Consider the following 15260-nt stretch of genomic DNA (forward strand, 5'->3'; position numbering starts at 1 on the left):
TCACCCTGCCCAGCCTGCGGGCGGGGGGGGGGGGGGCGGGGGCGGGGCCCCGCCCCCGCCGCACCCGCGCGAGCAGGGCGTCCCGCAGCAGGGGCGAGGGGTGGCGCATCACGCCCCCCGCCGCGTACAGGTCGAAGGCCGCGCCGCCCAGGCCCACCCGCCGCGCGGCCACGAGGGCGTAGTCGCCTAGGGCCGCGCCGTGTTCCCGCACGAGCCGGGCCGCCGTCTCGTCTCCGCCCTCCGCCGCGTCCAGCAGCACCCGTGCGAGGCGGCCCACCCGGCCCGGCGGGCGGCGGTCCCGGCGGGTGAAGGCGTGCAACAGCGCCTCCACGCTCCCCAGACGGTAGAGGGCCAGCACCCGCGCCGTCAGCGCGGTGGGCGGGTCCAGGCCGAGTTCCGCCCGGTACACCGCGCGCAGGGTCGCCTCCCCGAGTTCCTCGGCGCCCTCCGGTTCCTGCCAGTAGCTCGTGTGCCAGGTCCGGCCATCCGGGGCGGCGGCGGCGATGCCCGCGCCCGTGCCGCAGGCGACGATCACGCCCGTCCCGGACGGGGAGGCGGCGTGCAGGGCGCCCACGGCGTCGTTGACGACCTCGCGGGACTCGCCCCAGCCGCGTGAGGTCAGCTCGGCCCTCAACAGCGCGAAGTCCTCGGGCCAGTCGGCGCCCGTCGCGCTCAGGACGGCGGCGCGCAACTCGGCGGCCCGCGCGCCCGCCATCGCCAGCGCCCCCACCACCGCCCGGTCGATGGCGGCGAGGGCGTCCCGTTTGGAGACGTAGATGTTGCCGCGCCCCCCGCGCCCCCACCCCAGCACGCGCCCGGCGGCGCCCACCACGAGCGCGACCGTCTTGGTGTTGCCCGCGTCGATCCCGAGGACGAGCCCGGGGGCGCTCACGCGGGGGCCGTCCCCGGCCACGCGGCGCGGTCGGCCAGGACCGTCGCCTGCGTCCCCTGGAGCCACGAGGCGGGCACCGCGGGCGTGGGCGGTTCCTTCAAGGTGCGGGCGAGGATGTCCCGTTTGTGCTCGCCGCTCACGAGCAGCAGAATCTGGCGCGCGGACAGGATCACGTCCATCCCCGCCGTCAGCGCCCGCCGGGGCACCGCCTGCCCGTCCCAGTACCCGGCGTTGCTCGCCAGGCTCTCCGGCGTCAGCGTCACCACCCGCGTCGGCGCGCCCCGCCCGCACGGCGGCTCGTTGAAGCCCAGGTGCCCGTTCGGCCCCAGCCCCAGGACCGCGAGGTCGATCCCGCCGAGGGCCGAAACCTCCGCCTCGTAGCGGCGGCAGGCCGTGTCGGGGTCGAAGATTCCGCCCCCCAGCCGGACGACCTTCCCCACCCCCAGCGGCTCCACGAAGGCGCGGCGCATCCACCCCCACAGCGAGCGCGGGTCGTCCTCGCCCACCCCGAGGTACTCGTCGAGCTGCACGGCGGTCAGGCGTGAGGCGTCCAGCCCCCGCCGGGCCAGCTCCGCGTACGTCGCCATCGGGGTATTGCCGGTGGCGACGAGGACCGAGAGCGCCGGTTTGGCCCGCACCGCGTCCCCGATGAGGTCGGCAGCGCGGCGGGCGAGGGCGTCCGCGTCCTCCAGCACCTCCACCTTCACCCCGCCCGCCATCACCACAGCCGCTCCGGCAGGTACTCGCGGTGCGCTCGCGCGAGGTCGCCGTACAGCCGCTCGGCGAGGGGCAGCGTGCGGACGAGGGGGTTACTGACGAGGGCACGCAGGGCGTCCCCGCGCGACCCGTGCCACCCCGCGTCCGCCGCAAGTTGCTGGTACTCGCCGAGAGCGTCCAGCAGACCCCGCACGGGGGACGGCACCCGGAAGCCCGAGAGCGGACGCGCACCCCGGCGGTCCACCCGGCACGGCACCTCCACGACCTGCCCGTGGGGGAAGTCGGCGATGGCCCCGCCATTCACCACGTTGCACGGCCACACCTCGCCCCGGTCGTTGAACACCGCGTCCATCACGTCCACCGCGACCTCCAGCTCGAAGATGCCGCCGCGCGAGCGGGCCGGGTCGAGGGTGGGCTCCGGGGCCTCCACCTGCTCGCGGTAGTGCGCCCAGTAGTCGGGCACCTCCGCGAGGATGTCCTGGGCGCGCGTGGTGGATTTGGCGCGCAGCTCGGCCAGCATGTCCTCCTCGTAGAAGTAGTACTTCATGTACGAGGCGGGCAGGGACCCTATCGTGACGGCGAGGTGCAGGAGGCGGCGGTCCCAGGAGTCCTCCACGCCCTCCTCCAGCGCGCGTTCGAGGAGCGGCAGCAGCGGTTCCCCGTCATACTCCGCCTCCACGCTCCAGCAGGCGTGGTTGAGGCCGACCATCGTGGCCCGCACCCGCGCCGGGTCGAGACCCGCCATGTGCGCGAGTTCGAGCGGGAACACGATGGGCCCCTCGCACAGCGAGATGACCGGGACCTCCGAATGGTCGGCCACCGCCTGCGCGATGATGTTCACGGGGTTGGTGTAGTTGAAGAGGGTCGCCCCCGGGCACAGCCGCGCCATGTCCGAGACCAGCCCGCGCGTGACGTGCAGCGCCCGCAGCGCCATGAAAAAGCCCCCCGCCCCCTGCGTCTCCTGTCCGATAGCGCCGTGCGAGAGCGGAATCCGCTCGTCGAGCGCCCGCGCCTCGAAGCCGCCGGGCCGGAAACTCGACAGCACCGCGTCGCAGCCGGGTAGGGCGGCCTCGCGGTCGGTGGTCGCCGTCACCCGCAGGTCGGCGCCCTGCGCCTCAATCATCCGCTCCGCAAGCCGCCGCACGAGGTCCAGCCGCCCCGCGTCGAGGTCCACGAGGACGATCTCCGACCCCGCGAAGTTCTCCGATTGCCGGATGAACGACGCCACCGTGCCCGGCGCGCGGGTGCTGCCGCCGCCGATGTATGCCAGCTTGATGCTCGCCATAAGGGTGATTGATGCTACTGCGTTGGGCGCTGGTCGAGACGAGTTCCGGCGGGGCCGGGCTCCTCCGCCGTCGTCAGGGCCCCAACCGCCGAAGCGCGATGATGTTGTCCCTGATCGTGCCCGGCTGACCGTCCGGGCCGGTCGTTTCGGTCACGGCCCGTTCCGGGGTTCCCAGAAAGAGAAGGTCCCACCCGTCAAGATTCAGGCCGATGGAGTCGAGCGCTTCCCGCGCGGTCGGGTACTGGACCTTCGGCTCTCTCACCCAGGAGGGCGCCGAGGCGTGCTCGATCACCAGCAGCAGCCCACCGGGGGCCACGGCGTCGGCGGCCCGCCGCAGCACCGCGTCCCGGGGAAACGCGACGGGCGATTGCAGGTAGAGCGCGTACACCAGATCGAACTGCCCCGCCGGAAAGCTCACTTCCAGATCGTGCTGCTCGAAGTGGGTGCGGGCGCCCACCCCCGCGTCGGCGGCGTGGCGGGCGGCGCGTTCCAGAGCCGTGGCCGAGATGTCCACGCCGGTGACCTGCCAGCCCTGCCCGGCCAGCCAGACGGCGCTGTTGCCCTCGCTGCACCCCAGGTCGAGGGCGGTGCCCGGCGTCAGCGCTTCCACCCACCGCGCCAGGATGGCGTTGGGTCGCCCGGTCCAGGGCCGGGGGTGGTCCTGGTACCGCTGCTCCCAGTACGCCTGGGCGGTGGACGGGAGGGAGGGGTCGCCTGTTTGCTCGTTCATCTTGAGGCCTCCAGAGGGTCGAGGGGAAAGGACGCGGCGGGGCGCCGAACGCGGCCCGAATCACGTCCCGAGGGGAAAACAGTTCTGCGGTGTGAGATCAGTCCGACGCCACCGGCTCCAGCGCCGAGAGCGGCCCGAAGATCAGCGACTGGTGCAGCGAGGCTCCGGCGAACACCCCATCGGCGGCGGCCATCGAGGCGTTGCCGATGCCCGGCGTGAGGTCACCCGCCGCGTACACGCCCGGCACGCTGGTCTGCTTGCCCGCGTCCGTCTGGATCATCGGTCCCTGCGGGCCGTCCACGGGGGCGCAGCCCAGTTGCGTGGCGAGGTCACTGGCCGGACGGACGCGTGAGGCCAGGAAGAGGGCGCCCACGGGAACGAGGGGGCCACCCGTGAGGCGCACGCCTTCCAGCGCAGGGAGGTCACCCTCCAGCCCCAGGATCGGCGCGGGCTCGACCGTGATCCCGCGTTGGGCGAACTTCGCCAGCGTCACGGCGTCCGGCGGCGGCCCGCCGTTCAGGAAGAAGGTGACGGGGCCCCAGTCCGAGATCAGCAGGGCCTGGTGGGTGGACTGCGGCAGCACGCTCAGCACGCCCAGCCGCTCGCCCCGGACTTCGTAGCCGTGGCAGTACGGGCAGTGCAGCACGGTCCGTCCCCAGCGCTCGGCCACGCCGGGCAGGTCGGGCAACAGGTCCACGACCCCGTAGGCCAGCAGCAGCTTCCGGGCGCGGAGGGTCCCCCCGGAGGCGAGGGTGACGCAAAAAGCGTCCCCGTCACGTCGGGCACGGGTCGCCAGGGTGTCCAGCAAGGTCACGTTGGGGTAGGCGGCGAGGTCGGCGCGGGCGCGGGCGATCATCTGGCGCGGGGCCTGCCCGTCCTGACCAAAAAAGCCGTGGGAGTGGGCGGCGAAGCGGTTGCGGGGCCTCCCGCCGTCCAGGACGCAGACGGGGCGGCCACTGCGGGCAATTTGCATCGCGCCGGACAGCCCGGCGTAGCTGCCGCCGATCACCAGAGCGTCATAAAGCATGGGTGTTCTCCTGTGGGGCGCAGAGGGACAGGTGGCGGCGAGACTCGAAGTCGCGCGCCAGAGCCGCCAGCGTCAGGGTCTGGAGCCGCGCGGCAATCAGGGCGCCCGCCTCCCGCAAAGTGTCGTCCAGGGCCGCGTTGACGGCCTGCTCGATCAGGCAGGTCGGGCTCTGCGAGCGGTTGCCGACGGCGAACAGGGTGGGCGAGCCCAGGGCCCGGTACACGTCCAGCAGGGTCGTCCGGGCCGGGTCGCAGGCCAGGCGCCAGCCGCCGCCGTGCCCCTTTTCGGAGGTGACCAGGCCCGCGTCCCGCAGCCCGGCCATCGTGCGGCGGACCACCACGGGGTTGCTGTTCATGGCGGTGGCGAGGCGCCCGGAGGGGATGGCCTGCCGGGACTCCATCAGGTGCAGCAGCAGATGAAGCACGCTGGAGAGGCGGCTGTCGAGGTTCATGACACTCCAACTGTTACATAAGGAGGAGGAGCTGTCAAATTCGTGACTCGCCGCCGCTGTTGGGCCGGGACATCGGGCAAGCCCGCCATCCGCCCCCGGGGGTGGCGTCCTCGTGTTGTTGGTGGGGCCGGAAACCGGCGTGTGCCCGGTTGCCGCCCAGCCGACCTATACGTCACCCTGCGGACATGACAGCCCCCACCGCGTCCGACCCCCGCAAGCTGCTCACGGTCAGCCTGCCCATGCACCCCCTCGGCCCGGCGGAGCGGCGGTTTTTCGAGCGGCACCCGGTCGGCGGCGTGTGCCTCTTTCGCGGAAGCCTCACGCGGCTGGAGGACGTGGCGCGGCTGGTGACCGACCTGCGGGGGGTGCTCGGCCCGGACGTGCTCGTGAGCATCGACCAGGAGGGCGGGTCGGTCGTGCGGCTGCCGGGGCTGCCCGTTTCGCCGGGCGGGCGCGTGCTGGGCGAGGGGGACGACCCGGAGCGGACCCGGCGCGTCTCGAACGGCATGGCCCGGGGGCTGCGCGCCCTGGGCATCAACGTCAACTTCGCGCCGCTGCTCGACGTGAACACCAACCCGCGCAACCCGGTCATCGGGGAGCGGGCGTTCGGGGAGACGGTGGAGGTCGTGAGCCGCCACGGCCTCACGTTCCTGCGCGGGCACCACGCGGCGGGGGTGATGGCGGTCGCCAAGCACTACCCCGGCCACGGCGACGCCGACGTGGACTCGCACCTCGCCCTGCCGACGCTGGACTGCACCCAGGCCGACCTCGACGCGGTGGAGCTCGCGCCGTTCCGGGCAGCGATAGAGGCCGGGCTCGCGTCCGTCATGACCGCCCACCTGCTGCTGCCACGCATTGCGCCCGAGCCCGCGACGATCAGCCCGCATATCCTGGGCGACCTGCGTTCCCGGCTGGGCTTTGGCGGGCTGGTGTACACCGACGCCCTGCACATGGGCGCCCTGCTGGACCTCTACCCTCAGGCCGAGTCGGCCCGCCGGAGCATCGAGGCCGGGGCCGACCACGCGCTGGTCTTCGCCCCCGACCTCGCGGGGCAGGACCCCGTGGTGCGAGACTTTGCCGCCGCGCCGCCGAGTGACGAGGCGGTGGCCCGCAGCCTGCGGCGCTGGCGTGCGGCCCTCGCCCGCTTCCCCTTCCCCGAGCCCGACCTCCGCGCGCTGGAGGACGTGCTGGGAGACGGCGCCGTGTGGCAGGACATCGAGGACGCCGCCCGCGCCGCCGTGCGGGTGCGGGGTGAGGTCCCACTCCCCCTTGCCCGGGAGGCGCGCCTCCTCGCCCTCGTGCCCGCGTCCTCCGACGGCGGGGCCGCGAGCGACCGGGTGCCACTCGCCCAGGGGCTCACCGCGCTGCTCCGCGAGCACTTCCCGGCGTGCGAGGTCGTCGCGTACGGCCCGGACGTGCCCGACCCCGGCGATCTCGCCCGCTTCGACGCCGCTGTCCTCTTCACCGCCCGCCGGGTCGCGCTGGACGCCGAGGTGGACCTGGCCCGCGGGCTCGCCGCCCACCCGCGCGCCCTGCACGTCAACCTCTGGAACCCGGAGTTGAGCGCCGAGCTGCCGCTGCCTGCCGTGAACACCTTCGGCTTTCAGCCCGCCAGCCTGCGGGCCGCCGTGTCAGGGCTCGCGGGCGGGCGCTGAGGTGGGCCGCCCATCCTCCAGGCCGCGCAGCACCAGCTCGCTGAAGAGACTGTTGGCCCAGCCGAACCACTCGCGGGTGAACACCGCCGGGTCGTCCGGGTGGAAGCTCTCGTGCATCAGGTCAGTTCCGGCGGTCGTGGCGCACAGCGTATGCAGCATCTCGTCCCGCTCGTCCCCGTCGGTGGCCGTTAGTCCCCGCATGGCGAGCGCGAGGGGCCAGACGTGCGGCGCGGGCGTGTGCGGGCTGCCGATCCCTTCCGCGAACGTTCCCCGGTAGAAATACGGGTTGTCCGGGCTGAGCACGAAGGCGCGGGTGTTTCGGTACGTCTCGTCGCTCGCGGGACGGTAGCCCAGGTAGGGAATCGAGAGCAGGCTCGGCACGTTGGCGTCGTCCATCAGGACGTGGTGGCCCAGCCCGTCGGTCTCGTAGGCGTACATCCGCCCGTAGGTGGGGTGCTCGACGACCGCGTGGGTCTCGATGCCGCGCTCGATCTCGTCCGCCAGGGACAGGGCCTCGCCCGCGAAAGCCTCGTCCCCCCACACCTCCCGCGCGATCTCGGCGAGGTGGCGCAGTTCCACGACCGCCATCATGTTGCCGGGGACGTGGTAGTTGCGCGTGCACGCGTCGTCGCTGGGGCGGAAGGCGGACCAGACCATGCCGGTGTACGCCACCGGGTTCCCCGCTCCCCCGTTGGGCAGGTTGTCGGTGGGGGCCACGTCGCCCGGTCGGAAGAAGGTGTAGCGGCTGCGCCCGGCGTGGTGCTGCTCGGTGCGCATCACGTCTAGGATGGTCCGTGCCGCGTCCTGAAACTCGCCCCTCAGAGGTTCGGCGTCGCCCGTCACCCGCCAGTAACGGTGGGCGAGACGCAGGGGGTAACACAGCGAGTCCAGCTCGAACTTGCGCTCCCACACGAGGGGATGGCGGGTGGGTTCGTCTCCCGCGTGGCCCGCGCCATTGGGCTCGGCGTTAAAGGCGTTGGCGTAGGGGTCGGTGAGGAGGTGCCGCGCGTGCTGGCGGATCACGCCGCCCAGCAGGGCGCGCACCTCCGCGTCCCCCGCGCACAGGGCGAGGTACGGCCACACCTGCGCCGCCGAGTCGCGCAGCCACATCGCAGGGATGTCGCCCGTCACCACGAAGGTCGTGCCGTCCCCGCGCGGCTGCACGGTGGTCTCCAGGGTATTCGGCAGGCAGCGGGCGAAGACGCGCGCCACGTCCGGTCGCGTGGCAAAGACGCGCCTCACCTCGTCAAGAGGGGCTTGCAGGCTGGAATGGGTCACGCCGCCCATTGTGCGCCGGGTCCGCCCGGGCAAGGCACCTTGACACGCCCCCGCGAAAAGCCTACTTTATCGCTAAAGTAAAGTTTGATTAAGCACGAGGCTGTCGGCGAGTCCTGTCCTCCGCCCTCTTCGTCCCGCTGGCTGGGTCCTGCTTTCCACCCCGGAGCGCCCATGACGGACCTCGTGTCGCCGCCTTCCGTTGCCCCGCCGCCGACCCCGGCCACCCTGGCGGATGTCGCGCGCCTGGCGGGGGTGTCGAAGATGACGGCCTCGAACGTCATCAACGGGAAGCCCGGCATGAGCGAGGCGACGCGGCAACGGGTCCTGCACGCCGTCGAGCAGACCGGGTACGTGGCGAATCCGGCGGCGCGGCGGCTGGCGGGGCGGCGCAGCAACCTGATCGGCGTGCTGGCCCCGCGCTACGGAGTGCCCTACGTGACCGAGCTGCTCCACGGTGCACTGGGCGCCGCCGAGGACGCGGGCATGAATCTGGCGGTGTTCACCACCTCGGGGAGGGTGAGCCTGGAGCGCGAGCGGGCGGCCCTGCTGCGGACCCTCGCGGACGGGGTGCTGCTGATCCTACCCAGCGGGGACGAGCACCAGATGTTCGAGGGGGCCGTGCCGGTGGTCACCGCCGGGTCTCTGAGCCCCTACAGCGTGCGGGGCGACAACGCGCACGGCGGCCTCCTCGTCGCCCGGCACCTGCTGGCGCTGGGCCACCGCCGGGTGGCGTACATCCGGGGGCCGGAGGGTGTCTGGGTCCACCGAGAGGAATCGCGGGCGCGCGAACGCGGCTTGCGCGACGGGCTGCGGGAGGGCGGCGTGGACCTCCCCCCGCCGTACGTGGCCGCCGGGGACTTCACCGAAGTCGGCGGGGAGCGCGCCGCCCACGAGCTGCTGCGCCTGCCCGAGCCGCCCACCGCCATCTTCGCGGCCAACGACTCGGCGGCCCTGGGGGTGCTGCGCGCCGCCGAGGGTTGCGGGGTGCGCGTGCCCGGGGAGCTGTCGGTCGTGGGCTACGACGACGTGGGGGCCGCCGCGCGGGGCCGCCCGCCCCTGACCACCGTGCGCCAGCCGCTCCCCGAGATGGGCGGGGCCGCCGTGCGGATGCTGCTCGACCTCGTGCGCGGCGTGTCGCCCGCCCCGCCCCCGCCCTTTCCCACCACCTTGATCGTGCGTGACTCCACCGGGCCCCCGCCCCCCCCGTCCCGCTGACCCCCATTCCCAACCCGCCCCGCTCGCCCGGCGCCGCGCCGGAGACTCTCCCGAGGTTCCGCATGAAGCCAGTGACCCGCCTTGCCGCCCCCCTCGCCCTGCTCACCGCCGCCCTCGGGGCCTTCGCCCTCGCCCAGCAACCGAAGACCACCTTCACGGTCGTGCGCGCGGCGCAGTGGGGCGCGCAGAACCTCAACCCCTTTTCGCCCGGGGACCAGCACCTCCAGGCGACGAACTCGGCGATCTACGAGACGCTCTTTTACGTCAACGGCCTGAACGGCAAGGTCACCAACGTCCTGGGGACGCGGTACGCCTGGAGCCCGGACAACAGGACGTTGACGGTCACGACCCGGCCCGGCGTGAGGTGGCACGATGGCCGGGCCTTCACGGCAAACGACGTGGCCTTTACCTTCAACTACCTCAAGCAGTACCCGGCGCTCGACCTCAGCGGGCTGTGGAAAAACGGCCTGACGGGCGTGAGGGCGAGCGGCAACACCGTCACTTTCACCTTCAACCGCGCGAACACCCCGATCTTTTTCTACCTGGCGCTGACGCCCATCGTGCCCCAGCACCTGTGGAGCAGCGTCACGGACCCGCTGACCTACACCAATTCCAAGCCGGTCGGCACCGGGCCCTTCACCTTCGACGCCTACAGCCAGCAGGCGGTGCGGGTGCTGAAAAACCCCAACTACTGGATCAAGGGCCAGCCCTACGTGGACGCGGTGGTGTGGCGCGCGACGAACGGCAACGACGCCGCGCTGCTGCAACTCCTCAAGGGCGAGGCCGATTACGGCTACGTCGGGATTCCCGACCCCAAGGGAGGCTTCGCCGACAAGGGCCCGAACTTCAGCTACTGGTGGCCGACGAACAACTCCAACTTCTTGTACTTCAACACCACGAAGGCCCCCTTCAATGACCCCGCCTTCCGCCGCGCCCTGGCATCGGCGATCAACACGAAGGACGTGGCGCAAAAAGCCTACTCGGGCGTGCTGAACGCCGCCCCGGCGAGCGCGGTGATTCCCGCCCAGCAGGCGCAGTGGCTGCCCGCCTCCATGAAGGGCATGGCTCCCAAGTACGACCCCGCCGCCGCCGACCGGGCGCTGACCGCCGCCGGGTACCGCAAGAACGCGCAGGGCGTGCGCCTGGGCAAGGACGGCCAGCCTCTCCCGGCCTTCAAGATTCTCGTCGGCGCGGGCTGGACCGACTTCATCACGATGGCGCAGGTCGTGGGCGACAACCTCAAGCGGGTCGGCATCAACACCTCCATCGACCAGCAGACGTGGAGCAGCTACTCGGGCGGGCTCCAGACCGCGACCTACGACATGGGCATCAGTTGGGGCTGGGGCAATGGGCCTTCCCCGTATTACCTCTTCTACTCGTCGTTCTCGCCCGAACTCAGCGCCCCCGTGGGCAAGACGGCCCCGTCGAACCTCTCGCGCTACACCAACCCGAACCTCACGAAGGCCATCGCCGCCTTCCGCTCCACCAGCGACCCCGCCGCGCAGAAGCAGGCCGTCTCCACCATGATCTCGACCGTGGCGCGCGACATGCCGTGGGTGCCCCTCACCGACCGCGCGCAGTTCTCGCTGTACAACACCAGCAAGTTCACGAACTTCCCGACCGCGCAAAACCCCTACAACGACGGCAGCCCCGACGACGTGCCCGGCGCACGGCTGATGTACCTCAACGTCAAGCCCAAGTGAGGCGCACCCCGGCGGGCTGAGGGTGTTTTCTCCCTCTCCCCCTGCGGGAGAGGGCCGGGGAGAGGGGGCGTGTGACCAGCGCCAGCGGCGGCAAGACGGCCTGCCACTCATTCAACTTGGGTCACACGCCAGGCCCGCTCACCCCCTCTGCTGCGCAGCTCTACGAGTCCCAACCTCCCCCCTCCGCAAGCGGCTCTGCGAGTCAAGGGGGAGGGGTCAAAAGACCCCCTCGCCCCGAATAAGCCTCGCCTCGCCTTGCATTCCCCCGGGTGGGACTGGGACCACTCCCGTCCCGCCCGCGTCTTGAGGAGGCCCCCATGCCCTACCTCCTGCGTAAGTTCGGCGTCTTGCTGTTCACCCTGTGGGTGGCGGTGACCCTCAACTTCATCCTGCCGCGTCTGGTGCCGGGCGACCCCATCGGCGCGATGATCGCCAAGTACCAGGGGCGGCTCGACCCGCAGGCGGTCACGGCGCTCACCAAGGCTTACGGCCTCGACAACCAGGGCACCCTGATCGAGCAGTACTTCCAGTACCTCGGGCGGCTGCTGCGCGGCGACTTCGGGCGTTCCATCGGGCAGTTCCCGACCCCGGTGAGCGACATCATCGCGCAGGCGGCGCCGTGGACCATCGGGTTGATCGGCGTGACGACCATCCTGTCGTTCCTGCTCGGCAGCGCCTTCGGGCTGTATTCGGCGTGGCGGCGCGGGGGCCGGGTGGCCGACGCCCTGCCGCCGCTCGCCCTCTTCCTGAACTCCATGCCGTACTTCTGGTTCGCGCTGCTGCTGCTGTACTTCCTCGCGTACCGGCAGAGCGTCTTTCCCCTCAGCGGGAACCTCGACCCCTTCCTGACGACCTTCAGCCCCCAGTGGTGGAGTTCGATGCTGCACCACGCCGTGTTGCCCGCGCTGACCATCATCGTCACGTCGGCGGGCGGCTGGCTGATCACCATGCGCAACAACGTCATGAACGTGATGGGGGAAGATTACCTCGCCTTCGCGCGGGCCAAGGGCTTATCTGATGGCCGCATCCTGAACCGCTACATCCTGAGAAACGCCCTGCTGCCCTCCTTCACCGCCTTCGGCATCGCGCTGGGGTTCGTGGTGGGCGGCTCGATCCTCACCGAGACGGTGTTCTCGTACCCCGGCCTGGGGCTGTACCTGTACCAGGCGGTCGTGGGGCTCGACTACCCGCTGATGCAGGCGATCTTCCTCTTCATCGCGCTGGCGGTCCTCATCGCCAACTTCATCGTGGACGCGCTGTACGCGGTCCTCGACCCGCGCGTGCGGGACGGGAGGGTCACGTGACCGTCATCCCCGTGGGCCGCACGCCCAGGCCGCGGTTCAACCCGCGTGGCCTGCGTTTCGTGCTGCGCTCGCCGCGCGCCGCCGCGGGGGCGGCCATCCTGCTCGCCTTGCTGCTGATGGGCCTGTTCGCCCCGCTGCTCACCCCCTACGACCCGACCTCGCTGGAGTTCGGGACGTGGCTCAAGCCCTCGGCGGCGCACCCGCTGGGCACGACCGCGCTGGGGCAGGACATCCTGGCGCAACTGCTGTACGGGGCACGGCTCACGCTCCTGATCGGCTTCGCCTCGGGATTGGTGGCGACCGCCATCGGCACGACCCTGGGCATCGCCGCCGCCTACTTCGGGGGGCGCACCGACGAGATCATCAACACGGTCATCAACGTCTTCCTCGTGCTGCCGGGGCTGCCCCTCCTGATCGTGGCGGGGGCCTTCCTGCGCGGCGGCGGGGTGTGGCCGATCATCCTGGTGATCTCGCTGACGGGCTGGGCCTTCGGGGCGCGGGTGCTGCGCGGGCAGGCGCTGGCGCTGCGGGGGCGCGACTTCGTGCAGGCCGCCGTCGCCACCGGGGAGGGGCCGGGGCGGATCATCTTCGCGGAGATGCTGCCCAACCTCGCGGGATTGATCATGGCGAACTTCTTTTCCACCGCGCTGTACGCCATCCTCGCCGAGGCGTCCCTCTCCTTTATCGGGGTGGGCGACGTGGGCAAGATCACCTGGGGCACCATGCTGTACTGGGCACAGGCCCGGGGCGCCCTCCTCCAGGGGGCGTGGTGGTGGTTCGCGTGGCCGGGGCTGGGGATCGCCCTGCTCGGGACCGCCTGCGCGCTGCTGAATTTCGGCATCGACGAGATCACCAACCCCAAGGCCAACCACGCGAACAAGGCGACCAAGGTTCTGAGGCGCGGGAAGGGCGCGAAGGTCGCGGCCCCGCAGTCCGCCGACTCCCTGCTCTCCATCCGGCACCTCGACGCGGGGTACGTCACCCCCCTCGGGCCGGTGCGGGCCGTGCGCGACGTGAGCCTGGACGTGAAGCGGGGAGAATTCGTCGGCCTCGCGGGCGAGTCGGGCTGCGGCAAGTCCACCCTGGCCTTCGCGGCGACCCGGCTCCTCGACCCCCCCGGAGCCGTGTTCGGCGGCGAGGCGGTGCTGGACGGCAAGGACCTTCTCGCGCTGAGTCCCGAGGAGCTGCGGCGGGTGCGCTGGAAGGACTATTCCCTCGTCTTTCAGGCCAGCATGAACATCCTCAACCCGGTCATCAAGATTCGGGAGCAGGTCTACGACGCGATGCAGGCGCACGGGGTGAAGGACAGGGCGAGGCTGGAGGCCCGGGCCAAGGAACTCTTCCGGCTCGTCGGCATCCGCGAGAGTTACCTCGACGCCTACCCGCACCAGCTCTCGGGCGGGATGAAGCAGCGGGTGGTCATCGCCATCGCGCTCGCCCTGGAGCCGAAACTGGTGGTGATGGACGAGCCGACGACGGCGCTGGACGTGGTGGTGCAGCGGCAGATCTTGCAGGAGATCGACGAGGTGCGCCGGGAACTCGGCATCGCCATCATCTTCATCACCCACGACCTCTCGCTGCTGGTCGAGATGAGCGACCGCATCGCCATCATGTACGCGGGCGAGATCGTGGAGGAGGCGCCCGCCGCCGACATCTACCGCCAGCCCAAGCACCCCTACACCCGGCGGCTGATGACGGCCTTCCCGCCGCTCTCCGGCGAGCGCGAGCGGCGCGAGGGGATTCCCGGGCGCCCGCCGCCGCTGAATCTGGAGTTGCCGGGCTGCCCCTTCTACGACCGCTGCCCGTCGCGGATGCCGGGGACCTGCGACGTTCTCAAGCCCGCCAACGTCGAGGTGGAGGCCGGGCACCGGGTCGCCTGCTTCCTGCACTCGCCCGCCGTGAAGGAGCCGGGACCACAGGAGGGGGGCCATGCTCTCGCCAGCGACTGACACGCACCCGAGTCTCGGAACCGCCCTGGAGGCGCGGGGACTTACCAAGGTCTTCAAGGTGGGGCGCGCGGGCAAGAGCGTCACCGCCGTGAACCACGTGGACCTCACCATCGGGCGCGGCGAGGTGCTGGGACTGGTGGGCGAGTCGGGCTCGGGCAAGAGCACGGTCGCCCGATTGATCGGCCACCTGCACGAGCCGACCTCGGGGACGCTGCGCCTCGCGGGCGAGGAGGTGCCGCTGCGGATGGGCGGCGCGCGGCTGAGGAGATTTCGCAAGCACGTCCAGATGATCTTTCAGGACCCCTACGGCAGCCTCAACGGCCTGCACACGGTCGGGTACATCCTGTCGCGCCCGCTGAAATTGCACGGGCTGGCGAGGGGGCGTGACGTGCCCGGGCAGGTCAACGCCCTCCTCGACCGGGTGGGCCTCTCGCCCGGCGCGAGCTACGCCGCCAAGAAACCGCACGAGCTGAGCGGCGGGCAGCGGCAGCGGGTGGTGATCGCCCGCGCGCTGGCCGCCCGGCCCGAGCTGATCCTCGCGGACGAGCCGACCTCGGCGCTCGACGTGTCCATCCGGCTCGACATCATGAACCTGCTGCTCGACCTGCGGGACCAGGAAGGGCTCTCCATGCTGTTCATCACCCACGACCTCGCGGGGGCGCGGTACATGGCCGACCGCATCGCGGTGATGTACACCGGGCACATCGTGGAGGTGGGTCCGGCGGGGCGGGTGATCGACCACCCGCAGATGCCGTACACGCAACTGCTCAAGTCGGCGGCCCCCAAGCCCGAGGAGGGCCTGCACCCAGAGCGCGTCGAGGCGCGGGGCGAGGTCCCCGACCTGACGAACCTGCCGCCCGGCTGCCCCTTCGAGCCGAGGTGCCCGCACGCCCGGCCCGTGTGCCGCGAGGGCCTGCCGAGGATGTACGACGTGGGCCCCGGCCACCAGGCCCGCTGCATCCTGCACGACCCCGCGCTGGCGGCCCAGCCGCCCCTCCACCCGCAGGAGGCGCTGGCGTGACGGCGGGCTTCTGACGCCGCACGACGCCCCCAC

Annotated in this window: 13 protein-coding genes; 6 read left to right on the forward strand and 7 right to left on the reverse strand. The window is 71.7% G+C overall.

Annotation, left to right across the window (positions count from 1 at the left end; translation table 11 throughout):
- The 6 genes from A7B18_RS08480 to A7B18_RS08505 form a co-directional block, all read right to left on the reverse strand.
- Positions 1 to 892 (reverse strand): N-acetylglucosamine kinase (locus A7B18_RS08480; RefSeq protein ID WP_245872797.1); only part of this gene is annotated, 892 nt, incomplete at its 3' end.
- On the reverse strand, positions 889 to 1611 hold the full coding sequence (locus A7B18_RS08485) for a glucosamine-6-phosphate deaminase (protein ID WP_102126345.1): 723 nt from the start codon (positions 1609 to 1611) through the stop codon (positions 889 to 891). The genes A7B18_RS08480 and A7B18_RS08485, both read right to left, overlap by 4 nt.
- Entirely contained in the window at positions 1611 to 2894 is a 1284-nt protein-coding gene (locus A7B18_RS08490) for a family 4 glycosyl hydrolase (RefSeq protein ID WP_102126259.1), read from the reverse strand. Before A7B18_RS08490 ends, A7B18_RS08485 begins: the two co-directional genes overlap by 1 nt.
- A 73-nt stretch (positions 2895 to 2967) precedes the next feature.
- Positions 2968 to 3624, reverse strand: coding sequence for a class I SAM-dependent methyltransferase (locus A7B18_RS08495; RefSeq protein WP_102126260.1), 657 nt, complete (start codon positions 3622 to 3624; stop codon positions 2968 to 2970).
- Positions 3625 to 3721: 97 nt separating this feature from the next.
- Complete coding sequence (locus A7B18_RS08500; RefSeq protein ID WP_102126261.1) at positions 3722 to 4651, reverse strand: NAD(P)/FAD-dependent oxidoreductase; 930 nt, start codon at positions 4649 to 4651, stop codon at positions 3722 to 3724.
- The gene (locus tag A7B18_RS08505) at positions 4641 to 5102 is read right to left on the reverse strand and encodes an Rrf2 family transcriptional regulator (RefSeq protein WP_102126262.1); all 462 of its coding nucleotides are present in this window, start codon (positions 5100 to 5102) and stop codon (positions 4641 to 4643) included. Before A7B18_RS08505 ends, A7B18_RS08500 begins: the two co-directional genes overlap by 11 nt.
- Positions 5103 to 5287: 185 nt before the next feature.
- Between A7B18_RS08505 and A7B18_RS08510 the strand changes: the two genes are divergently transcribed.
- A complete protein-coding gene (locus tag A7B18_RS08510; RefSeq protein ID WP_102126263.1) occupies positions 5288 to 6757 on the forward strand; it encodes a glycoside hydrolase family 3 N-terminal domain-containing protein in 1470 nt (489 codons plus the stop codon).
- On the opposite strand, the gene A7B18_RS08515 is transcribed toward A7B18_RS08510, so the two are convergent.
- A complete protein-coding gene (locus A7B18_RS08515; RefSeq protein ID WP_245872798.1) occupies positions 6734 to 8035 on the reverse strand; it encodes a glycoside hydrolase family 125 protein in 1302 nt (433 codons plus the stop codon). The two genes, A7B18_RS08510 and A7B18_RS08515, sit on opposite strands and share 24 nt — an antisense overlap.
- Before the next feature lie 171 nt (positions 8036 to 8206).
- On the opposite strand from A7B18_RS08515, the gene A7B18_RS08520 reads away from it, so the two are divergent.
- The 5 genes from A7B18_RS08520 (at position 8207) to A7B18_RS08540 (ending at position 15227) form a co-directional block, all read left to right on the forward strand.
- Entirely contained in the window at positions 8207 to 9250 is a 1044-nt protein-coding gene (locus A7B18_RS08520; protein WP_102126265.1) for a LacI family DNA-binding transcriptional regulator, read from the forward strand.
- A gap of 62 nt (positions 9251 to 9312) precedes the next feature.
- Complete coding sequence (locus A7B18_RS08525; RefSeq protein ID WP_180970076.1) at positions 9313 to 10953, forward strand: ABC transporter substrate-binding protein; 1641 nt, start codon at positions 9313 to 9315, stop codon at positions 10951 to 10953.
- A gap of 317 nt (positions 10954 to 11270) precedes the next feature.
- On the forward strand, positions 11271 to 12257 hold the full coding sequence (locus tag A7B18_RS08530) for an ABC transporter permease (RefSeq protein WP_102126267.1): 987 nt from the start codon (positions 11271 to 11273) through the stop codon (positions 12255 to 12257).
- The gene (locus tag A7B18_RS08535) at positions 12254 to 14206 is read left to right on the forward strand and encodes a dipeptide/oligopeptide/nickel ABC transporter permease/ATP-binding protein (protein WP_102126268.1); all 1953 of its coding nucleotides are present in this window, start codon (positions 12254 to 12256) and stop codon (positions 14204 to 14206) included. Before A7B18_RS08530 ends, A7B18_RS08535 begins: the two co-directional genes overlap by 4 nt.
- The gene (locus A7B18_RS08540; protein ID WP_102126269.1) at positions 14187 to 15227 is read left to right on the forward strand and encodes an ABC transporter ATP-binding protein; all 1041 of its coding nucleotides are present in this window, start codon (positions 14187 to 14189) and stop codon (positions 15225 to 15227) included. The genes A7B18_RS08535 and A7B18_RS08540 overlap by 20 nt, the downstream gene beginning before the upstream one ends.
- Positions 15228 to 15260 lie beyond the last annotated feature (33 nt).

Source organism: Deinococcus planocerae (genome assembly GCF_002869765.1).
GTDB classification, from domain to species: Bacteria; Deinococcota; Deinococci; order Deinococcales; family Deinococcaceae; genus Deinococcus; species Deinococcus planocerae.

Coding starts and splice junctions, on each gene's coding strand:
- A7B18_RS08500 (WP_102126261.1), bottom strand. CDS start 4,651: ATGCTTTATGACGCTCTGGTGATCGGCGGCAGCTACGCCGGGCTGTCC.
- A7B18_RS08495 (WP_102126260.1), bottom strand. CDS start 3,624: ATGAACGAGCAAACAGGCGACCCCTCCCTCCCGTCCACCGCCCAGGCG.
- A7B18_RS08520 (WP_102126265.1), top strand. CDS start 8,207: ATGACGGACCTCGTGTCGCCGCCTTCCGTTGCCCCGCCGCCGACCCCG.
- A7B18_RS08505 (WP_102126262.1), bottom strand. CDS start 5,102: ATGAACCTCGACAGCCGCCTCTCCAGCGTGCTTCATCTGCTGCTGCAC.
- A7B18_RS08510 (WP_102126263.1), top strand. CDS start 5,288: ATGACAGCCCCCACCGCGTCCGACCCCCGCAAGCTGCTCACGGTCAGC.
- A7B18_RS08525 (WP_180970076.1), top strand. CDS start 9,313: ATGAAGCCAGTGACCCGCCTTGCCGCCCCCCTCGCCCTGCTCACCGCC.
- A7B18_RS08485 (WP_102126345.1), bottom strand. CDS start 1,611: ATGGCGGGCGGGGTGAAGGTGGAGGTGCTGGAGGACGCGGACGCCCTC.
- A7B18_RS08530 (WP_102126267.1), top strand. CDS start 11,271: ATGCCCTACCTCCTGCGTAAGTTCGGCGTCTTGCTGTTCACCCTGTGG.
- A7B18_RS08540 (WP_102126269.1), top strand. CDS start 14,187: ATGCTCTCGCCAGCGACTGACACGCACCCGAGTCTCGGAACCGCCCTG.
- A7B18_RS08490 (WP_102126259.1), bottom strand. CDS start 2,894: ATGGCGAGCATCAAGCTGGCATACATCGGCGGCGGCAGCACCCGCGCG.